This is a genomic window from Streptomyces sp. NPDC005494, assembly GCF_042872025.1.
Classification (GTDB): domain Bacteria; phylum Actinomycetota; class Actinomycetes; order Streptomycetales; family Streptomycetaceae; genus Streptomyces.
Map to the genome: position 1 here is coordinate 454,917 of NZ_JBIAJR010000001.1, position 18,618 is coordinate 473,534.

Annotated in this window: 18 protein-coding genes; 9 read left to right on the plus strand and 9 right to left on the minus strand. The window is 72.1% G+C overall.

Features of this window, described 5'->3' with window-relative positions; genetic code table 11:
* Positions 1-94 precede the first annotated feature (94 nt).
* A complete protein-coding gene (locus tag ACFYQ6_RS02080; RefSeq protein WP_361570521.1) occupies positions 95-562 on the minus strand; it encodes an RDD family protein in 468 nt (155 codons plus the stop codon).
* Between the two features lie 221 nt (positions 563-783).
* Here ACFYQ6_RS02080 and glnA point away from each other — a divergent pair, with 221 nt between their 5' ends.
* Complete coding sequence (gene glnA, locus ACFYQ6_RS02085) at positions 784-2,193, plus strand: type I glutamate--ammonia ligase (protein WP_356735792.1); 1,410 nt, start codon at positions 784-786, stop codon at positions 2,191-2,193.
* An 83-nt stretch (positions 2,194-2,276) separates the two neighbouring features.
* Here glnA and ACFYQ6_RS02090 read toward each other — a convergent pair whose 3' ends face one another.
* The 5 genes from ACFYQ6_RS02090 to ACFYQ6_RS02110 form a co-directional block, all read right to left on the minus strand.
* A complete protein-coding gene (locus ACFYQ6_RS02090) occupies positions 2,277-4,025 on the minus strand; it encodes a choline/carnitine O-acyltransferase (protein WP_361570524.1) in 1,749 nt (582 codons plus the stop codon).
* Positions 4,026-4,129: 104 nt separating this feature from the next.
* Positions 4,130-4,936, minus strand: a complete 807-nt coding sequence (locus ACFYQ6_RS02095) for a class I SAM-dependent methyltransferase (RefSeq protein WP_361570527.1) — start codon at positions 4,934-4,936, stop codon at positions 4,130-4,132.
* A 58-nt stretch (positions 4,937-4,994) separates the two neighbouring features.
* Positions 4,995-5,864 carry an arpA protein gene (locus ACFYQ6_RS02100; protein WP_361570530.1) on the minus strand — a complete coding sequence of 290 codons (870 nt, stop codon included), beginning with the start codon at positions 5,862-5,864 and terminating at the stop codon, positions 4,995-4,997.
* Positions 5,865-6,012: 148 nt separating this feature from the next.
* Complete coding sequence (locus ACFYQ6_RS02105) at positions 6,013-6,819, minus strand: hypothetical protein (protein ID WP_388759830.1); 807 nt, start codon at positions 6,817-6,819, stop codon at positions 6,013-6,015.
* Between the two features lie 78 nt (positions 6,820-6,897).
* A complete protein-coding gene (locus ACFYQ6_RS02110; protein ID WP_361570536.1) occupies positions 6,898-7,167 on the minus strand; it encodes a hypothetical protein in 270 nt (89 codons plus the stop codon).
* 119 nt (positions 7,168-7,286) lie between these two features.
* Here ACFYQ6_RS02110 and ACFYQ6_RS02115 point away from each other — a divergent pair, with 119 nt between their 5' ends.
* Complete coding sequence (locus ACFYQ6_RS02115) at positions 7,287-7,646, plus strand: arsenate reductase family protein (RefSeq protein WP_361570538.1); 360 nt, start codon at positions 7,287-7,289, stop codon at positions 7,644-7,646.
* 207 nt (positions 7,647-7,853) lie between these two features.
* Here the strand turns inward: ACFYQ6_RS02115 and ACFYQ6_RS02120 are convergent, their stop codons facing one another.
* The gene (locus ACFYQ6_RS02120) at positions 7,854-8,792 is read right to left on the minus strand and encodes a Gfo/Idh/MocA family protein (RefSeq protein WP_388759835.1); all 939 of its coding nucleotides are present in this window, start codon (positions 8,790-8,792) and stop codon (positions 7,854-7,856) included.
* 196 nt (positions 8,793-8,988) lie between these two features.
* Between ACFYQ6_RS02120 and glnII the strand changes: the two genes are divergently transcribed.
* From glnII to ACFYQ6_RS02145, 5 genes are all read left to right on the plus strand, one after another.
* Entirely contained in the window at positions 8,989-10,023 is a 1,035-nt protein-coding gene (glnII, locus tag ACFYQ6_RS02125; protein WP_356735776.1) for a glutamine synthetase, read from the plus strand.
* Positions 10,024-10,413: 390 nt separating this feature from the next.
* Positions 10,414-11,043, plus strand: a complete 630-nt coding sequence (locus tag ACFYQ6_RS02130) for a winged helix-turn-helix domain-containing protein (RefSeq protein ID WP_361570544.1) — start codon at positions 10,414-10,416, stop codon at positions 11,041-11,043.
* Positions 11,044-11,229: 186 nt separating this feature from the next.
* Positions 11,230-12,495 carry a sensor histidine kinase gene (locus ACFYQ6_RS02135; RefSeq protein ID WP_388760905.1) on the plus strand — a complete coding sequence of 422 codons (1,266 nt, stop codon included), beginning with the start codon at positions 11,230-11,232 and terminating at the stop codon, positions 12,493-12,495.
* A complete protein-coding gene (locus ACFYQ6_RS02140; protein WP_361570547.1) occupies positions 12,480-13,127 on the plus strand; it encodes a response regulator transcription factor in 648 nt (215 codons plus the stop codon). Before ACFYQ6_RS02135 ends, ACFYQ6_RS02140 begins: the two co-directional genes overlap by 16 nt.
* Before the next feature lie 223 nt (positions 13,128-13,350).
* The gene (locus tag ACFYQ6_RS02145; RefSeq protein ID WP_388759839.1) at positions 13,351-14,844 is read left to right on the plus strand and encodes a DUF1996 domain-containing protein; all 1,494 of its coding nucleotides are present in this window, start codon (positions 13,351-13,353) and stop codon (positions 14,842-14,844) included.
* Positions 14,845-14,888: 44 nt separating this feature from the next.
* Here ACFYQ6_RS02145 and ACFYQ6_RS02150 read toward each other — a convergent pair whose 3' ends face one another.
* Complete coding sequence (locus ACFYQ6_RS02150; protein ID WP_361570551.1) at positions 14,889-15,365, minus strand: hypothetical protein; 477 nt, start codon at positions 15,363-15,365, stop codon at positions 14,889-14,891.
* A 116-nt stretch (positions 15,366-15,481) separates the two neighbouring features.
* On the opposite strand from ACFYQ6_RS02150, the gene ACFYQ6_RS02155 reads away from it, so the two are divergent.
* Both ACFYQ6_RS02155 and ACFYQ6_RS02160 read left to right on the plus strand, forming a co-directional pair.
* Positions 15,482-17,407 (plus strand): hypothetical protein, encoded by a 1,926-nt coding sequence (locus ACFYQ6_RS02155; protein WP_388759842.1) that lies wholly within the window; start codon positions 15,482-15,484, stop codon positions 17,405-17,407.
* A 115-nt stretch (positions 17,408-17,522) separates the two neighbouring features.
* Positions 17,523-18,257, plus strand: coding sequence for a TetR/AcrR family transcriptional regulator (locus tag ACFYQ6_RS02160; RefSeq protein WP_361570556.1), 735 nt, complete (start codon positions 17,523-17,525; stop codon positions 18,255-18,257).
* Here the strand turns inward: ACFYQ6_RS02160 and ACFYQ6_RS02165 are convergent.
* Positions 18,242-18,592, minus strand: a complete 351-nt coding sequence (locus ACFYQ6_RS02165) for a 5-carboxymethyl-2-hydroxymuconate Delta-isomerase (RefSeq protein ID WP_388759845.1) — start codon at positions 18,590-18,592, stop codon at positions 18,242-18,244. The genes ACFYQ6_RS02160 and ACFYQ6_RS02165 overlap by 16 nt on opposite strands.
* Positions 18,593-18,618: the final 26 nt, after the last annotated feature.

The window sequence follows — 18,618 nt, forward strand, 5'->3', positions numbered from 1 at the left end:
AGAGAGCGGCCCCGGACGAGTTCGCCGTCCGGGGCCGCTCTCTTCTGTATGCGCGCGTCCTGTCGCGCCGTCCGGCAGCCCGGCGGCGGACCGCTCAGACGCGGACCTGCACGGCGCGGGCCAGCCGGTCGTGGAGGCCTCGGCCGTCGCGGTCCCACACGATCGCCGGGATCACCAGGAGCAGCAGCACACTGCGGAGGGCGACCCGCACGACGCCGAGCCGGGCGCCGTCCTCGGCGATGACGCGCAGACCGAGGATCCGCTTGCCCGGTGTGGAACCGATGGTTCCGACCGTCAGCAGGCTCATGACGAGGAAGACGCCCAGCGCCCAGTTCCCGGCCGCCTGCTGGTCACCGGCAGCGAGCAGCCCGTATGCGATCAGCATGCACACCGCCCAGTCGATGAAGAGGGCCCCGAAGCGCCGGCCGAGAGGGGCGATCGAGCCCGGGCCGTCCTGGGGCAGACCGAGGCGCTCGCCCCGGTAACCGAAGTCGGCGCCCATTTCCTCGGCGGCCGCGCGCGGCCCCGAGAGCCACGATCCGATTGCTTGCCTGTTGTCCACCCGTCCACGGTACTGCGCCCGCGTTTGCCCCTGGCCGGGCGGGGCACGGAACAGGGCGTTGAGGTGCCACCCACAGCCGCCCCGGTTAACTTGGGCGAAACAAATGGGTCATGCTTGAGAAATCCGGCCTGCCTATGGTCGGGTCCAGCGTGTGCCACCGCACTGGCCGCACAATGAGCTGCAACCCCGCCCTTTCCCGGGTCGGGAGTAGGAGGAGTTGGATGTTCCAGAACGCCGACGAAGTCCAGAAGTACATCGCCGACAACGACGTCAAGTTCATCGACGTCCGGTTCTGCGACCTGCCGGGTGTGATGCAGCACTTCACGATCCCGGCGGCGACCTTCGACCCGGCCGAGGAACTGGCTTTCGACGGCTCGTCGATCCGCGGCTTCCAGGCCATCCACGAGTCCGACATGGCGCTCCGTGCCGACCTGTCGACGGCCCGTGTCGACCCGTTCCGCCGCGACAAGACGGTGAACGTCAACTTCTTCATCCACGACCCGATCACCGGCGAGCAGTACAGCCGTGACCCGCGGAACGTGGCCAAGAAGGCCGAGGCCTACCTCGCCTCGACCGGCATCGCCGACACCGCGTACTTCGGCCCCGAGGCCGAGTTCTACGTCTTCGACAACGTCCGCTTCCAGACGTCGGCGAACGAGAGCTTCTACCACATCGACTCCGAGGCCGGCGCCTGGAACACCGGTGCGGTCGAGAACAACCGGGGTTACAAGGTCCGCTACAAGGGCGGCTACTTCCCGACCCCGCCGGTCGACCACTTCGCCGACCTGCGCGCCGAGATCTCCATGGAGCTGGACAAGAACGGCCTCCAGGTCGAGCGCCAGCACCACGAGGTCGGCACCGCCGGCCAGGCCGAGATCAACTACAAGTTCAACACGCTGCTCGCCGCGGCCGACGACCTGATGCTGTTCAAGTACATCGTGAAGAACGTCGCCTGGCGCAACGGCAAGACCGCGACCTTCATGCCGAAGCCGATCTTCGGTGACAACGGCTCGGGCATGCACGTCCACCAGTCCCTGTGGTCCGGCGGCTCCCCGCTGTTCTACGACGAGCAGGGTTACGCGGGCCTCTCGGACATGGCGCGCTACTACATCGGCGGCATCCTGAAGCACGCCCCGTCGCTGCTGGCGTTCACCAACCCCACGGTGAACTCCTACCACCGCCTGGTCCCCGGCTTCGAGGCCCCGGTCAACATGGTGTACTCGCAGCGCAACCGCTCCGCCGCGATGCGTATCCCGATCACGGGCTCCAACCCGAAGGCCAAGCGCGTCGAGTTCCGCGCCCCGGACCCGTCGTCCAACCCGTACCTGGCGTTCTCGGCACTGCTGATGGCCGGCCTCGACGGCGTCAAGAACAAGATCGAGCCGCCGGAGCCGATCGACAAGGACCTCTACGAGCTGGCTCCCGAGGAGCACGCCGGCGTCCAGCAGGTCCCGACCTCGCTCCCGGCGGTCCTCGACGCCCTCGAGCAGGACCACGAGTACCTCCAGGCCGGTGGCGTCTTCACGCCGGACCTGATCGAGACGTGGATCGACTACAAGCGCACCAACGAGATCGCCCCGATCCAGCTGCGCCCGCACCCGCACGAGTTCGAGCTGTACTTCGACCTCTAGGGGTCACGAGCTCACCGGTATGCCCAAGGGCCGCCGTCCCCACGTGGGGGCGGCGGCCCTTCGGCGTACCGGCTCCTGCCCGCTCAGTCCGTCAGCAGCTCCCGCAGCTCCGCCACCGCCTCGCGGAGCCGGTCGGCGAAGCCGTGCATCTGGTCGGCCACGGTCAGCGGGGTGCTCAGGTAGAGGTTGAAGCGCTCCGGCAGCAGGACGTAGGCGATCCCGATGCAGCGGCTGCTCGTGGAGCCGAAGCCGAAGTACTGGATGTTCTCGGAGGGCGCCGAACTGGTGCTGAGGTAGTCGTCCCGCATGACGAGCCAGCCCGGGGAGCGGTACAGGGCGGGCTGCTCCCGCACGCCGAGCTCCTCCCCGCGGCGGCGCTGGATCAGCTCCAGTTCCCAGAGGTGCTGCTCGGGGGCCTGGCCCGCCTGGCACTCCTTGGCCCGCGCCACATGGGCCGCGGCCGCCGCCCGGAAGGCGGCGCGGCGCGTGTCGCGGTCGGCGGCGGGGTCGTCCATCGCCGCGACGAAGGCGGGCATCTCGGGCGTGACGACGCGCATCGCCTCGGTGCGGCCGTGGCGGTACTGCCGGGTGGCGATCGACTCGTAGGTGGCGCCCAGGTGGCCCTTCGCGCGCTGGTGGGCCAGTTGGTAGGCGGCCTGGACGAAGGCGTCCGGGGAGACTCCGAGGGCCTTGGCCGCGGTGCTGCCGAAGTCGTCGAACGACACGGTACGGGTGGCCGTGTCGTGGCCGTACGCGGCGAACGACTCGGCCGCCGAGCGGACCTGGGCCCGGAGCCCCTCGTCCAGTTCGAAGGTCAGGGGGTGCGGCACCGGCTCGCCCTGGGAGCGCGCTCCGGACCGGCGGGAGTGTTCGTCCGGGGTGGTGCCGAGGAGGGCGTCGGTGAAGCTCAGGACGGTCGTGCCGTCCAGCTCGCAGTGCTCGACGTTGATGCCGGCCCGGCCGTCCGCGAAGACGACGAAGGAGACGGCCTTGTCGAACCAGCGGTTGCCCCGGTCCCCGTGGAGCAGTTCGTCGCAGGCCGCCTGGATGTCCGCGGGTGCGAAGTCCTCCAGGCAGACGCAGAAGAGGGCGGTCTCGATGTCCTCCAGCGTCCGGGCGTTGGAAGGGTGGCCCGCGAGGAGCGACTGCCGGGCCTCCGCCCATTCGGCGCGCGCCATCGTGGTCAGGTGGCCTGCCCGGTCCTCCTCGGCCGTGTGCACGTCGGCCTTGGTCACGGCGCGCAGTGCGGCTTCGATCTCGTCGAGGCTGTGGGGCACGCCGTCGGGGCCGAGCACGTCCAGCCGGAACATGGTGCCGCGGTGGAGAACCACGATGTGCCGGGCCGTGGAAGGGCCGGGCTCCCGCTCGCTGTAAGGGGCGCGCACGCTGTCCAGCGGTACGCCGGGGATGCGGGTCGTGGAGAAGAGGTAGGCGTTCTGCACCATCGACTGCGGTACGCCGCGCTGCTCCACCGGCGCGATGAGCCCCTGGTCGAGCCGGTGCTTGTAGTGCAGGGCCCCGGCGACGAGTCCTGCGGCCCGTTCGAGCTGCCCGAGGCCGGTGTCCCGGAACAGGAAGAAGAAGTTGGCGTTCAGCGCGATCCGGTCGCGGCGGCCGAGATAGCGGTACGGCCAGAAGGTGTCGAGCCAGCTGTGCACGCCGTCCGTCGCGTCGTACTCCTCCAGCGCCGCGTGCAGAATCCTGCCGGGGCCGTCCGGCCGGAGGAACGCGGTGACCTCGGCCTGTGTCGCCTCGCGCTCCTCGGCGGTCAGAAGGGGGGCGCACCAGGCGAGGAACCTCTCGCAGCTCGCCTCGAGTGTGGGCAGCGGCACGCGCGGCAGGCTTCCCTCACGGGCGAAGGTGGCACCGGCTGACGCTTCCTGACTGACGTTCAATGCGGCTCTCTCTTCTCGGTCGGTGCGGCTGGGGGCTTCTGCTACGGGCGCGAGGGCCTGGAGAGGTAGAGCTGAGCGTAGAGCCAGCCGTCCTCCTCCAGGCCGCTCGCGTCCACACCCGCCTCGGCCATGCTGTCGAGGACACGTGTCCGTTCCCGCGGATCGGCGAACCTCCGCTGCTTGAAGACCTCGTTCACCCGGGTCGTCCGGTAACCCAGATCCGCCAGGGCGTCCTCCACGGCGCCGAAGGGGAACATCCGCAGGACGAAGTGGGCCATCCAGGGGAGGCGGCCGTCCTGCGCCCGGACGACCCGGGTGAGGGTGCGCTCGGTGACGTAGCCGACGCAGCCCGTCGAGATCACCAGGTCCGTCCCGGCGAGCCGCTCCCGCTGGGCGGGGGTGGGGTCCTCCGCCTCCAGGTCGGCGTGGACGGTGTCGTCGAGGAACCCGGCTTCGCGCGCGTAGGCGAGGGCGGGGGTGGAGGCGTCCAGGCCGGTGAAGCGCAGGGCGTGCGCGGGGCTGCGGGAGCGGGAGAAGTCCTGGTCGCGGGCGAGGAGTCCGGCCCTGGACGTCGGGCCGGTGCCGTCGTAGCGGGCGTAGAGCTCGTCCATGGTGGCGTCGTACTTGAGCAGGGCGGCGTTGATCCCGTACGAGCAGCCGATGTCCAGCACTCGGGGGACGGCCACCCGCTCCGTCTCCCGGTACTCCTTGATCATCTTGGCGAAGTAGGGCTTGGCCAGCTGGGGGACGCAGTAGCCGAGCGGGCGGAGCACCTGGAAGTAGGTGCGCGGGTCGGGCGCGGTGTAGATGTGGTCCAGCGAGACTTTTCCGGACGCGTCGAAACGCAAGGGGCTTCTCCTCGGTGGATCGCGTGGCGGGGGCGGGGGCGGTGCCGGAGAGCGCTCGTCAGTCCAGGAGCTGGTCGCCCCGCACGGCCCGGCCTTCCGCGGCCCGGTGTTCGGGCAGGACACGGCCGAAGAGCTGGCGGGTCCGTGCCACGCTGCCGATGACACCCGGGCGCTCGCTGTAGGCGAAGATCGCGCTGTGGCGCGCGAGACCGCCCCGGACGGGGCTGACCCGGTGCAGCGAGTAGCGGCCCTTGAAGAGCTGCAGGTCACCGGGGCGCAGGGGCAGGCGCCGGGTCAGGCGTTCACCGCGGCCGTCCAGGACGTCCCGCACGTCGTCGAAGCGTTCGTCCTCGGCGGACCTGATGTTCGGGCAGTACTCGAAGGACCCGCCCTCCTCCGCCTCCTGGGTGAGCATGCTGACCGTGTACTCGTTGGTGTCGAAGTGCCAAGGGTGTTCCGCGCCCGGCCGTACGACGTTGAGGACGAGCCCGGAGAGCGGGTCGGCCAGCTCGTACAGGCGGGGCAGCCCGAAGCAGTCGGCGACGAAGCGGCGGAACGACTCGTGGGCGTAGAGCCTGCTGATGAGCGATCCGGCCGGGACGCGGTCACGTGCGACGAAGGCGTTGCCGCGCTCGAAGGTGCGCCGGCCGGGGTGGCCTTCGGGCAGGGCGGCGTCCACGTCGATGTTGTAGACGTTGACGGTCTCCACGTCGAAGTACGCCTGCGGGGCGATGGCCGCGCACTCCTCGCGCAGGACCTCGTGCAGCGAGGGACGGATGAAGTCCGGCAGCACGGTGCACCCGACGTCGGAGAGTTCGTGTCCTGCCCGTGCGACCACTTCCCGGGCTTCGCGGCTTCCGGGGTCCGACAGGGGGTAGCGGTCCGTGTCGACCACCTGGTCGAGCGTGATGGCTTGCAGAGTGCTCATACGACCTCTCCACGCGCACGTCGGTAACTCAACTGATGAGTAACAGAGTTGAAGTTCCCACAGCGCCGCCCCGTTGTCTGTGACACGTCACACTTCTGGTCCGCGTGTGCCGTGGTCAGAGGCGGGGCGAGCCCTCGGATCCGCGCGGTCAGCCGAGGTCGATCACAGGGCGGGCGTTGAAGTCCGCGAACATGTCCTCACCCTCCGGCCCGCCGAGGAACTCGGCCGTCGCGGGATTGCGGTTGGCGGTGGCCAGCGGCAGCCATTCGAGCAGGGTGCCGTAGCCGCCGCAGACCGCCTCTCCCCCGTCGCCGCCGTATACGAAACCGGAGTCCGAGGTCATCTCCGCGCTGTCGTACACGTCGTAGGCGATACGCAGCCCGAAGGCGTTCGGCAGACGGTGCGGACCCTCGCCGGCTCCGTACGGGGAGACATCCGCCGGGCATGCGGCGCCCCAGCGGAACAGCGTGGTGGCCCCCGCACCACAGGCGTGCTCCCACTCGTCCGGGCACGGCAGCCGCAGGCCTCGTCCGGCGAACAACGCGGGTACCTGGGCGGGGACTTCCGGGAGCCGCACGGCCTCGACCGCCATCAGCACGGCGGGGAGGGTGACCGTGCGGCGGGGGGTCAGCACGCGCGCCAGGCAGTCGCGCGGGTCGGCGTCGAAGCCGAATCCGCCCGCCAGGCTCTCCTCCTGGTAGGAGAGGAGCTGCTCGGGGAGCGGCTGCCAGGCTTCCACGTCGAAGCCGACGGTGACCTCTCCGCCCGGTATCAACGCGTACTGCTCACCCTCCCGTTCGATCACGGCTCGGTGCGGGAGGCCCGTCCCCTGCGGGACGGCCTCCAGCCGGACGAGCCGGCCGTCCACCTGGCGGGCGGCCTCCTCGGCGTACCGCGTGCACGCGGCCGGATCCATGGCGTGCCAGCGGGCGAGGGTGAGGTCGGCGAGTGACATGGCGTGCAGTCTCGCATCCGCCCCGACGGGGTGGACGGGCACCCGCGCCCCCGGGACTCGGGGGCGCGGGCGGGGCGGTCAGCGGCCGTTACGGATCAGGGCGCGGACCATGCGGCAGGTGGTGTCGGACGGGCGGTGCATGGCGAGGCGCTCGGCCGCCGCGCGTATCCGGGCGTTGCGGGCGCTCGACGGCTGGTACACGCCGGTGTCGAGCAGGGCGATGGCCAGACGCATGGCCTTGAGGCGGCGGTTGTGCGAGACATACCACTCGCGGGGCCTGCCCGCGGGGAGCGACTTCTTCCGAAGGGGCGTGTGGAGCGGCTCGGTCGTGACTGTGGCGACGGCCATCGGCAACCTCCTGGCGCGGTGGTGGAACCCTCACGAACTCCCCCTATTCTACTGCCCCCCACTGACAATCAGCCCTGGCCAGAGGCTGTTTCGCGGATCCCTCCCGTACCCTGGGCCCCATGGAGATCTGGATCAATCCCGCCTGTTCGAAGTGCCGCAGCGCGGTGAGTCTGCTCGACGCCGAGGGCGCCGAATACACCGTCCGCCGTTACCTGGAGGACGTGCCGTCGCCGGAGGAGATCCGGGCCGTGCTCGACCGTCTCGGGCTGGAGCCGTGGGACATCACCCGCACCCAGGAGGCGGAGGCGAAGGAGCTCGGGATCAAGGACTGGCCGAAGGACGCGGGTTCGCGTGACCGGTGGATCACGGCGCTGGCGGAGCACCCGAAGCTGATCCAGCGCCCGATCATCACCGCGCAGGACGGCTCGGCGGTCGTGGCGCGGACGGACGAGGCGGTCAGGGACGCGCTCGGGCGCTGAGGGACTCCTCCCCGCCCGCCTTCCCTCCCGGCTCCGACCGCGGCGCCCGGCCGGTCGTTCGGGCCCGGCCCGGCCCAGGGGTGGACGGGCCCAGCGGTGGACGGCCAGGACGGGCGACGGCCCCCGCGGCGCTTCGGCCTACCTCTGCGCTTCCGCCGACGTCTGCGCTTCGGCCGCCTGCCCCTCGGCCGGCGTCTGCCCCTCGGCCTAGGCCTGCGCCTGCGCCTGCGCCTCCGCTTCCGCTTCCGCTTCCGCGAGGATCTCGGTGAGCCGGAGCCCGAACCGTGCGTCACAGGGGTGTGCGACCCCCGTACGCGCCGCGTCGGCCAGCGCGTCCACGGCCGCACCGAAGGCGCCGAGGGCGTCGCCGCCTCCCGTGGGCAGGGAGGCCACTCCCCGCACGCCGCGGAATTCGACCTCGGTGCCCACCGCACCCGGCGGCCCGTCCAGCGCGAGTGTCACCGTGCTCGACGCTCCGGAGGTGTGGCGCAGCAACAGGTGCGTGGTGTCCGCCGGGCCCCGGGCGGACACCACCTCCGTGACGTCGCCGAGGACCGGCATCAGGACCGAGAGGGCGTGCGGGCCGACGTCCCACAGGCCGCCCTTCTCCCGGCGCCACGGCGAGGCCGCGAACTCGTTGGCCTCGCCCTCGGCGAACAGCGCGCCCATCCACAGGGCCCTGGCCGTGAACCAGCCGCCCGTCGCGGCCTGTTCGTCGATCCACCCCGCGGTGCCCGGGGCGAACCGGAGCGTGCAGAAGACCACGGAGGCGACCCCGGCCCGCTCGGCGGCCTCGGCGACCGTACGGGCTCCCTCCACCGTGGTGGCGACCGGCTTGTCCAGCAGCAGATGGCAGCCGGCGGCAGCGGCGCGCGCCGCCAGCGGGGCCTGGACGTCCGGCGGCACGGCGAAGGCCACCGCGTCGCTCGCGGCCAGGAGGGCCTCGAAACCCTCGTCCCCCGAGTACGCCTCGGCGCCGTGGGCGGTGGCGAGAGCCCGGGCCGCTTCGGGCCGACGGCCCCAGACGCCGCTCAGCCGGACACCCGGGTGGGAGGCCAGCGCGGGGGCGTGGGTCAGGCGTGCCCAGGGGCCCGCCCCCACGAGGCCCGTACGCATCGGTGCGCCGGAAGCGGCGTGTGTGGTCATGCCGCCAGTGTGCCGGGCGGGGCGGGACCGTATCCATTCCGACGCAGGGTGAGACGGCCCCGGACGGCGCGGGCCTGGCGTCCGACACTCTCGGGAAACCTCGGTAACACGGGGTTCACATTCGGGCAACGGTCGGGAAATCGCGTCTTGCGAAGCTGCGCACCATAGACCGCAGCACCCGCAAAGGATGGCGTCCGTGACCTTCAAGGCTGAGTACATCTGGATCGACGGCACCGAGCCGACCGCCAAGCTTCGCTCCAAGACGAAGATCATGTCGGGGAGCCCCTCGCAGGATGTGGCGGATCTGCCCATCTGGGGCTTCGACGGTTCGAGCACCAACCAGGCCGAGGGTCACGCGTCCGACCGGGTCCTGAAGCCGGTCTTCACGTGTCCGGACCCGATCCGCGGCGGCGACGACGTACTCGTCCTGTGCGAGGTCTTCAACATCGACATGACCCCGCACGAGTCCAACACGCGCGCCTCGCTGCGTCCGGTCGCCGAGCAGTTCGCGGGCCAGGAGCCGATCTTCGGCATCGAGCAGGAGTACACCTTCTTCGACGGCCACCGCCCGCTGGGCTTCCCCGAGGGCGGCTTCCCGGCCGCGCAGGGCGGCTACTACTGCGGTGTCGGCGCGGACGAGATCTTCGGCCGCGACATCGTCGAGAAGCACCTCGACAACTGCCTGAAGGCGGGTCTCGGCATCTCCGGCATCAACGCCGAGGTCATGCCCGGCCAGTGGGAGTTCCAGGTGGGCCCGCTGTCCCCGCTGGAGGTCTCCGACCAGCTGTGGATCGCCCGCTGGCTGCTCTACCGCACCGCCGAGGACTTCAACGTCTCCGCGACCCTGGACCCGAAGCCGGTCAAGGGCGACTGGAACGGCGCCGGCGCGCACACCAACTTCTCGACCAAGGCGATGCGTGAGGGCTACGAGGCCATCATCACCGCGTGCGAGTCGCTCGGTGAGGGCTCGAAGCCGATGGACCACGTCAAGAACTACGGCGCGGGCATCGACGACCGTCTGACCGGTCTGCACGAGACCGCCCCGTGGAACGAGTACAGCTACGGCGTCTCCAACCGCGGCGCCTCGGTCCGCATCCCGTGGCAGGTCGAGCAGGACCAGAAGGGCTACATCGAGGACCGTCGCCCGAACGCCAACGTCGACCCGTACGTCGTCACGCGGCTGATCGTCGACACCTGCTGCACCGCGCTGGAGAAGGCCGACCAGGTCTGATCCGTACCGGATCCGGTGCGGAGGGGCGCCCGCCGACGGGCGCCCCTTCGGCGTTCCCGGCCGCTTCCGAGCCCCGCCGGCGACCGGAACCGGGCGGTGCGCAGGGGGGAGGCGGGACGGCTGACACCAGGGTCCGTATCGACGGGTGAGAGACCACTCCTGCCCGGCCCCGATCTCTGCTTCAATGGGGGCATGGCAGGCTTCCAGTACACCGCATCGGGTCGCAGCGACCTCGAGCCGTTCTGGCCTTCCCGTCAGCATCATGACTTCGACCGGGTGTGTTGCCGCGCGTGGAACGCGCAGGCCCTCTAAAGCCGCCTCACCCCGGCCTTCGGCCCGCGCGCACGACGTACGTCCTCGACGACTCCTCGCGCGAAAGAGCTGACCCTCATGGCGAACACCCGTACCTTCTCCGCCGCCACCGCGGCGTCCGCTGCGACCCCCACCGCCCGCACCGCTCTGTCATCCAGCCGCCACCGGCTGCGCGCCGTCGACCGTGACGAGGTCGTCGAGCTCACGGACGTGGCGGACTTCCTGCCGCCGGGCGCCACCTGGCTGCCCGCTCCCGCGCACACCCTGCCGGCGCTTCCCGGCCGGCCGCCCATGGTCGGTTACCTGGTGCTGGTCCCCGCCGACCAGCAGCCGGCCCTGGCCGGGGCCGTGGCCTCCGCCCAGCACCGGCAGCTGGTGCCGGAGCCCGTGGCGGAGCCGCAGGCACCGGCCTCCGGCGTTCCGGCGACCGGTCCCGTGCGGATCGACTCCACCCGGCGCACGGCCTCCGTGGACGGCGTCGCCCTCGACCTCACGTACCTCGAATTCGAGCTGCTGGCGCACCTCGTGGCGCACCCGCACCGGGTGCACACCCGCGACCAGCTGGTGACGACGGTCTGGGGTTACGGACACGTGGGCGACGGGCGGACCGTCGACGTCCACGTCGCCCGGCTGCGCCGCAAGCTGGGCGCCGAGCACCGCCGGTCGATCCAGACCGTGCGGCGCGTGGGCTACAAGTACACGCCCTGATCACACCGCACGGACGGACGGCGGCCCCGGGAACCGTCCCGGGGCCGCCTCCTGCGTGAACGGGCGGAAGGTGGTGCCAGGTACACCCTTGTCGGGTGGCGGAACGGCTGACGACGACCCCCGCGCGCAGGACAGACTGGAGGCCGGACGGGATCCGACGGGGGCCCGGTGAGAGGAGACGTCATGATGAGACCGGCAAGGAACCGGGTGCGGGCCGCAGTGCGGACCGGGGGGCGGGCTTTCGCCCTCTCCTTCGCGAGCATCGTGGGCTCGACCGTCCTGTTCGTCCTGTCGCTCCTCTCCCTCGTCTTCATCCTGCTGGGCGTGGGTCTGGTCACGACGCCGTGGCTCATGGGTCTGGTGCGCCGACACGCAGACCGGCGGCGCGCGCTCGCGTCGGCCTGGTCGGACGTCAGCATCCCGGTCCCCTACCGGCCGTTCCCGAAGGATGTGCGCTCCGGCTTCACCGGGCAGGTCGAGCGCACCACCCTGCTGCTGAAGGACCCGGCGACCTGGCGGGACCTGCGGTGGCTGCTGATCGACATGACCGCCGGTTACGTGGTGCTGGTCCTCGCCTTCGGGCTGCTGCTCTTCCCGCTGGAGGGGCTCGTCCTGGCGGCCGGACTGTGGCGGGTGTTCGCGGACGACCCGTACTGGTACGGATTCGTGCCGGTCGACAGTCAGATGACGGCGCTGGCCGCCGCCCTGCTCGGCATCGTGATCTTCCACGTCGGGGTGTGGGCGAGCGGCCCGCTGCTGCGGCTGCACTTCGTGCTGGCCCGTTCGGCACTGGCGCCCACCCCGGACGAGCTCAAGCGCCGCATCGACCGGCTGACCGAGACACGGCACGAGGCCGTGGACACGGCGGCGTCCGAACTGCGGCGTATCGAGAGGGATCTGCACGACGGGGCGCAGGCCCGGCTGGTGGCCATGGGCATGAATCTCAGCACCATCGAGGCGCTGATCGAGAAGGATCCGGCGCAGGCGAAGAAGATGCTGGCGATGGCGCGTACGTCGTCCGCCGAGGCCCTCACCGAGCTGCGGGACCTCGTACGGGGCATCCACCCGCCGGTGCTCGCCGAGCGCGGACTCGGGGATGCCGTGAGGGCGCTGGCCCTGCGGCTGCCGGTCACCTCGGAGGTGACGGTGGAGCTGCCCGGCCGCGCCGAGGCCCCGGTCGAGTCGGCCGCGTACTTCGCCGTCAGCGAGACCCTGGCCAACGCGGTGAAGCACGCGGACGCGGACCGCCTGTGGGTGGACATGCACCACGCGGAGGGCATGCTGCGGATCTCCGTCACGGACAACGGCAAGGGCGGCGCGGTGGTCGGAAGCGGATCGGGACTGAGCGGGATCGAACGCCGACTGGGTACATTCGACGGCGTACTGGCCGTCAGCAGCCCTGCGGGCGGTCCCACCATGGTGACCATGGAGATCCCTTGCGCGTTGTCCTAGCCGAAGATCTCTTCCTGCTCCGCGACGGGCTCGTGCGCATGCTCGAAGCCTTCGACTTCGAGGTCGTGGCAGCCGTCGAGACAGGTCCTGAACTGACGAAGGCACTGGCCGAGTTGAAGCCGGACGTCGCCGTGGTCGACGTCCGGCTCCCGCCGTCGCACACGGACGAGGGCCTGCAGTGCGCCCTGACGGCCCGCCGGAACAGGCCGGGGCTGCCGGTGCTCGTCCTCTCCCAGCACGTGGAGCAGCTGTACGCCCGGGAGCTGCTGGCCGACGGCAACGGCGGCATCGGCTATCTGCTGAAGGACCGGGTGTTCGACGCGGACCAGTTCATCGACGCGGTGCGCAGGGTCGCCGCCGGCGGTACGGCGATGGATCCGCAGGTCATCTCCCAGCTGCTCTCGCGGCGTGCGGCGGACAAGCCGATGGGCGGCCTGACACGCCGCGAGCGGGAGGTCATGGAGCTCATGGCGCAGGGTCGTTCGAACGTGGCGATCGCCTCGCAGATGGTGATCACGGAGCGGGCGGTGGCCAAGCACACCTCGAACATCTTCACCAAGCTCGGCCTGCCCCCGTCGGACGACGACAACCGCCGCGTGCTCGCCGTCCTCGCCTATCTCGACCACGGCTGACCGTCCTCCCCGGTCAGCCGTCGTACGGCGTTCCGGCTCCCGGCCGGAACGCTCCGGCGGGCACCGCCCGGCGCGGGTCCGCGGCAGAGCGGCCGGGCGGCACGGCCCCTGCCGGCGCCCCGCCAATTCCCCCGCGCCCTGAACGGGGCGGCCCCGCCGTCCGTATGGGACGTCACGCTTCCGATTCGAAGCACTCGAAGCGGACTCGAAGCGGAGGAGTTCCATGGGACGCACATCGCGCAGGAAACGTTCGACTCCGGCCAACCGGGTGATCGTCGCCACGGCCGCTCTGATTCTGGGGGGAGGTGGGCTGATCGCCGTCAACGTCTACGCGAGCGCCGGCGAGGGTTCGTCCGGCTCGTCGCGCGGGGAGTTCCGTGACGCGGGCCGCCGGATGTCCACCATCGACTGTCCCGACGCGGGCATCGCGCTGCCCGGGATACCGGAAGGCGCGCGGCCGGAGGTCGACCGTGAACTGGCCGCCATGGATACGCAGATCACCGAGGCGTACCGGCAGTTCGCGGACCGCAGGGAGCAGATCGCCCGGGATCCGGCTCTCGCCGGGAACGCCGTGCTCGGACCGCTGAAGGACAAGAGGACCGCCAGCCTCGACCGGATCGGGATCGCGGTCGAGCGGGCCTCGGGCGAGCGGCCCCAGGGCCTGGAGGGGCTCGCGGGGTGCAGCATGCGTGCCGACGACGAGCAGGGCGCGGGGCAGGAGGCGGGCTCGGGCGGACAGGGCGAAGGCCAGGAGCCCGGCGAGGACCCGGAGCAGGGGCAGGACGGGGGCCAGGACCCGGGTCAGGGCGAAGGTGAGGGCGAGGTGCAGGGCAACGGTCCCGAGGTCTCCGACTTCGTGGACATCGAATCGGTCCGGCCCGCCGCCGACCGCCCCCGCAACCGCAGGGGCGCCTCCCGGGGTTCGTTCAGCACCGACTGCGGGCGTAACGACAACGGGAAGTTCAACCCGGACAACGTCATCGCCGCCCCCGGCGTGAGCAACGGCGCGCACCACATGCACGACTACGTCGGGAACCAGGCCACCGACGCCTTCGCCGGCGACGACGACCTGGCCGCCGGGGCGACCACGTGCCGGAACCAGGGCGACAGGTCCACGTACTACTGGCCCGTGCTGCGCCTGCAGAACGGCCAGGACGAGGACGACGTGGCCGCGGACGGCGGCGGCAAGGACCAGAACACCGGGGAGATCCAGACCCCTTCCCAGGTCACGCTGAAGTTCGTCGGCTCACCGGCCGGAAAGGTCACGGCCATGCCGCGCTTCCTCCGGATCATCACAGGGGACGCCAAGGCCTTCACCAACGGTGACGCCAACGCCAACGCCTCGTGGAGCTGCACCGGGTTCGAGGACAGGCAGCTCAGGGACAAGTACCCGATCTGCCCGGAAGGCAGCCAGGTGGTGCGCTCCTTCGCCTTCCAGAACTGCTGGGACGGGCAGAACACCGACAGCGCGAATCACCGCACGCACGTCGCTTTCGCCCAGGAGGACGGCCGGTGCCCGGACGGCTTCAGGGCCATCCCGCAACTGGTGCAGCGCATCGTGTACGACGTCCCTCCGGGGCCGGGCTTCGCCGTGGACTCCTTCCCGGAGCAGCTGCACAAACCGGTCACCGATCACGGTGACTTCATCAACGTCTTCGACGACCGGCTGATGAAGAAGGTGGTGAGCTGCATCAACGGCGGACGCAGGTGCCGCTGACGCGGCTCCCCCGGCGGCGGTGTCCGCCCCCTCGACCTGCGCGGTCAGCTCCCGTGGTGACCGGAGTGCCCGTCCTCGCTCCCCCCACCGCCACTGTTCCCCGAGTGGTGCGGCGAGGCGGTCTCCACCGTCCCCCCGAGCCGGCCGCGCAGCGCCGCGACCACCTCCGGGTCACCGACGGCGACCCACCTGCGGCCGACGAGATACGAGCCGCCGTAGTCGTTGGCCTCGTTGATCCACTCCCGCTGGCCGCGGTCGGTCGCGAACGTGGCGAGGACGTAACGCCCGTCCTTCGTCGTACAGTTGGCCTGCCGGATCTCCTCGGCGTCGGTCTGCACGTTCGGTTCGCAGTCCGCCTTCGACGCGAGCTGCTCCAGCGTGCCGCTCGCGGTCCGCGGCGCGGCGTCCGCCTCGCCGCGGACCGCTCCGCCGGTGCACGCGGCGAGCAGGGCACATCCGGCCAGCACGGCCGCGGCGGCCCCGCGGGCCCGTCCTCGTCGCCACTCCAGCTGCTCCACCATCCGGCCATCGTGCCCCGCCCGCTCGCGGCGCGCGGGGAAACGCGGGAAACGCCACGACCCGCCCCGGGGCGCGCACGCCGGAGTGACCATCGCACCATTCGCTCGTTCTGCTGAACATGCCCCCACTGCGAGCAGTACCGCCGTCCGCAGGCCGCCCGTTCGCGGAGCAGGCCGCCGGGGAGCGAGCCGACGCCGAGGCCGCCGAGCACTACGCCCGGCTGGTCCGGATCGCGTACCTGGTGCTGGCCCCCTCGCTCGGCCGCACCCGCCGGGTGCTGTCGGCCCACTGGCTGGCCCAGCGGGCACTCGGCGGGGGCCGGGGGCCCGAACCCGGGCGCGCGTACGCCTCCGTGCGGCTCCGGGTGGTGCGCGCCGCGCTGGAGGCGGGGCTGCCGCTGTTCCGGCTCGCCAGGCCCCGGCGGGCGCAGTTCCCGCCCCTGGTGCCGCAGGTGTGGGGGCTGCGGCTGTTCCCGCACTCCTGCGGTGCGGACGAACTGGCACTGGAGCAGGCGCTGGCCGGGGTGTCGGGGCCCTGCCGCGCCGCGCACGTGCTGCGGGGCCTCGAAGGGCTCGACGACGCCGAGGTGTGCCGGGAGCTCGAAGCGGCGGGCGTCGCGGACCCCCGGGCGGCGCTCCTGGAGGCCGACGTGCTCACGGCGCCCCATGCCCTGCTGGCCTCGCCGGAGTTCGACCCCTGCTCCCTGCAGGTCCGGCCGGCCGATCCGGCACGCCGGCGGCGGCGTGGGCGCACGCTCCTGGCCTCGCTGGGCGCGCTGCTGGTCTGCGGCTCCCTGCTGCTGTTGCCGGGCGACGGCCTGGGCGGCCCGCAGCCCACCTCGGGGCCGCTCTACTCCCGGCACCACAGCGCCGAGGAGGCGCTGGACCCGGCCGCGATACGCCGGGTGCCCGCCGGGCTCTGGCGGGGCTCCGCCCGCATGGACTTCACCGTCTGGCCCACGCGCGGCGACCGCACCGGGGACAACGGGCTGCTGGGCCGCGCCCTCGCGACGTGGGCCAGGCCAGGGGCCCCGGTGGTCTCCTCGGCCACGCCGGGGACGCCCGACGGCCCTCCGATGGGCCCGCCCCAGCTGCTGTACGCGGGCGAGGTCGGCGCCGCCGCCGTGGTGCTGTTCCACGACGGATTGCGCGTCGTGCGCTACGCCGAGTCCCGCAACGCCGATCCGGCCCGGGGGGCCGCGCTGGACTTCGCCCGGGTGGACGGCGCGGACGCGGTGTCGGCGAGCGCGCTCGTGGTGCAGCGCCGCGACGGCCGGGTGCGCTATCTGACCGCGCCCTGGGTGCGCGAGGCCGCCGTACGGGATCTGCTCGAACCGGGCGGACCCGCGCGGACGTTGCACCGGGACGGCGCCGGGGTGACGGACCCGGTGTCCGCGCCGGCGCCGTCCCGGGACGGCGGTGCGGACTGCCGTTCCTGGCAGGCGCTGGAGGTACGGGACGGCACCGCGGTCCGGCTGATGACCGACCTCGGGGAACTCACCCCGGTCCGTCTCACCTCCGGTGCACCCTCCTCCCCCCACGACGTGACGGGCCGCGCGGAGCGCGAGAGCTGGGCGCGCACCGCGTGCCTCCTTCCGGCCGTACGCTCCAACGGCGTCCGCTCGGTCAACTCCTGGCCGTACGCGAAGCAGCGGCTTCCCGAGGGCGCGGGGGTCGCCCGGTGGCTCTGCACCCGGGCGGACACCTGGCGGGGCACGGGCAGCAGGGTGCTGGCGCAGTTCCAGGCGCCGCCCGAGGTGTCCGGCGGCGCGGGTGCGCCGGGGGCGGTCGCGGCCCGCGCCGAGGACTCCCCGGACTGCGGTACGCGCCGGCCGAGGGTACTGGCGGGCGTGCTGTGGCGGTCGGACGGCGGCCGGTGGTACGTACTGGCGGCGGGCTCACGGCAGTTCACGTCGCTGACCGCCACGGGAGGCGTGCGGGGCCGGGCCCCGGGGCGGTTGCTCGCGCTGCCCGCCGGGGAGGGCGACCGGGCCCGGCTGGACGGCCTGCTGGCGGACGGCAGCCGGGTCGGCGCCCTGCACTGACCCCGTGGCGGCGGCGGCCGGGGCACGCCCCGGCCGATCGCTGCCGACGGGCCGGTGAACTGCCTGGTGGGAGCGGGCCGCAGGCCATCGGGCAGGGCCCGTTAGGCTGTTCGGCATGACGACCGGGGTGCGGCGCAGGATGGGTGTCGAGGAGCGCAGAGCACAGTTGATCGGCGTCGCGCTGGAGTTGTTCAGCCACCGCTCGCCCGACGACGTGTCCATCGACGAGATCGCGGCCGCGGCCGGCATCTCGCGGCCACTCGTCTACCACTACTTCCCGGGCAAGCGCAGTCTGTACGAGGCGGCGCTGAAGCGTGCGGCCGACGAGCTGGCCGGCCGCTTCCTGGAGGCGCACGAAGGTCCCCTGGGGGCCCGGCTGAGCCGCGTGATGCACCGGTTCTTCGATTTCGTCGAGGAGCACGGGCCGGGCTTCGCCGCGCTGCTGCGCGGCGGCCCGGCCGGCGGGTCGTCCACGGCCGACGCCCTGATCGACGGGGTGAGGCAGGCGGCGTACGAGCAGATCATCGCGCATCTCGGTGTCCCGCACCCGCCTGCCCGGCTGGAGCTCGTCGTGCGGTCCTGGGTGTCGCTCGCCGAGTCGACGGCCCTGCAGTGGCTGGACGGGAAGCGCGTCCCGCGCGCGGAGCTGGAGTTGCAGCTGGTGCACGACTTCGCGGCGCTGGCGTCGGTGAGCGCCGCGTACGACCAGGAGATGGCCGGGATCGTGCTGCGGGTCCTCGCGCAGGAGCCGGCGGACGGGCCGTTCGGTGAACTGCTCGCCCGGCTCGCGGTCCTGGCGCCCGCCGCTCCTGCCGTGCCGCCGCAGCGGAAGCCTCAGCTCTTCCGGTAGGAGGCGTCCAGGTCCCGGACCTCGGCCGAGACGTGGACGGTGAGGCCGTCGACGGGCTTCAGGTGCCCGGCCAGCAGTTCCAGCACGGCCTCCGTCAGCTCTGCCTTGATCTCGGGGGTGCGGCCGGGCAGCATCGCGATCGAGACGTTCACGATGGAGTCACCCGCCGGTGCGTCGCCGACGACGGTGTCCTCGGCCCGGCGGAACCGGGTCTTGCAGGAGGGGACCTTGGTGGACACGGTCTCGGCGACGAGCGGGTGCAGCGCCAGGGCGAAGCCGCGGCGGTCGAAGCTGTCGTCCAGCTCGGCGGAGTAGTCGACGGTGATCTGCGGCATCAAGCGCTCCTGGATGCGGGTGTCGT

Coding starts and splice junctions, on each gene's coding strand:
- ACFYQ6_RS02160 (WP_361570556.1), top strand. CDS start 17,523: ATGACGACCGGGGTGCGGCGCAGGATGGGTGTCGAGGAGCGCAGAGCA.
- glnA (WP_356735792.1), top strand. CDS start 784: ATGTTCCAGAACGCCGACGAAGTCCAGAAGTACATCGCCGACAACGAC.
- ACFYQ6_RS02145 (WP_388759839.1), top strand. CDS start 13,351: ATGGGACGCACATCGCGCAGGAAACGTTCGACTCCGGCCAACCGGGTG.
- ACFYQ6_RS02165 (WP_388759845.1), bottom strand. CDS start 18,592: ATGCCGCAGATCACCGTCGACTACTCCGCCGAGCTGGACGACAGCTTC.
- ACFYQ6_RS02100 (WP_361570530.1), bottom strand. CDS start 5,864: ATGAGCACTCTGCAAGCCATCACGCTCGACCAGGTGGTCGACACGGAC.
- ACFYQ6_RS02110 (WP_361570536.1), bottom strand. CDS start 7,167: ATGGCCGTCGCCACAGTCACGACCGAGCCGCTCCACACGCCCCTTCGG.
- ACFYQ6_RS02115 (WP_361570538.1), top strand. CDS start 7,287: ATGGAGATCTGGATCAATCCCGCCTGTTCGAAGTGCCGCAGCGCGGTG.
- ACFYQ6_RS02150 (WP_361570551.1), bottom strand. CDS start 15,365: ATGGTGGAGCAGCTGGAGTGGCGACGAGGACGGGCCCGCGGGGCCGCC.
- ACFYQ6_RS02130 (WP_361570544.1), top strand. CDS start 10,414: ATGGCGAACACCCGTACCTTCTCCGCCGCCACCGCGGCGTCCGCTGCG.
- ACFYQ6_RS02120 (WP_388759835.1), bottom strand. CDS start 8,792: ATGACCACACACGCCGCTTCCGGCGCACCGATGCGTACGGGCCTCGTG.
- ACFYQ6_RS02135 (WP_388760905.1), top strand. CDS start 11,230: ATGAGACCGGCAAGGAACCGGGTGCGGGCCGCAGTGCGGACCGGGGGG.
- ACFYQ6_RS02155 (WP_388759842.1), top strand. CDS start 15,482: ATGCCCCCACTGCGAGCAGTACCGCCGTCCGCAGGCCGCCCGTTCGCG.
- ACFYQ6_RS02105 (WP_388759830.1), bottom strand. CDS start 6,819: ATGTCACTCGCCGACCTCACCCTCGCCCGCTGGCACGCCATGGATCCG.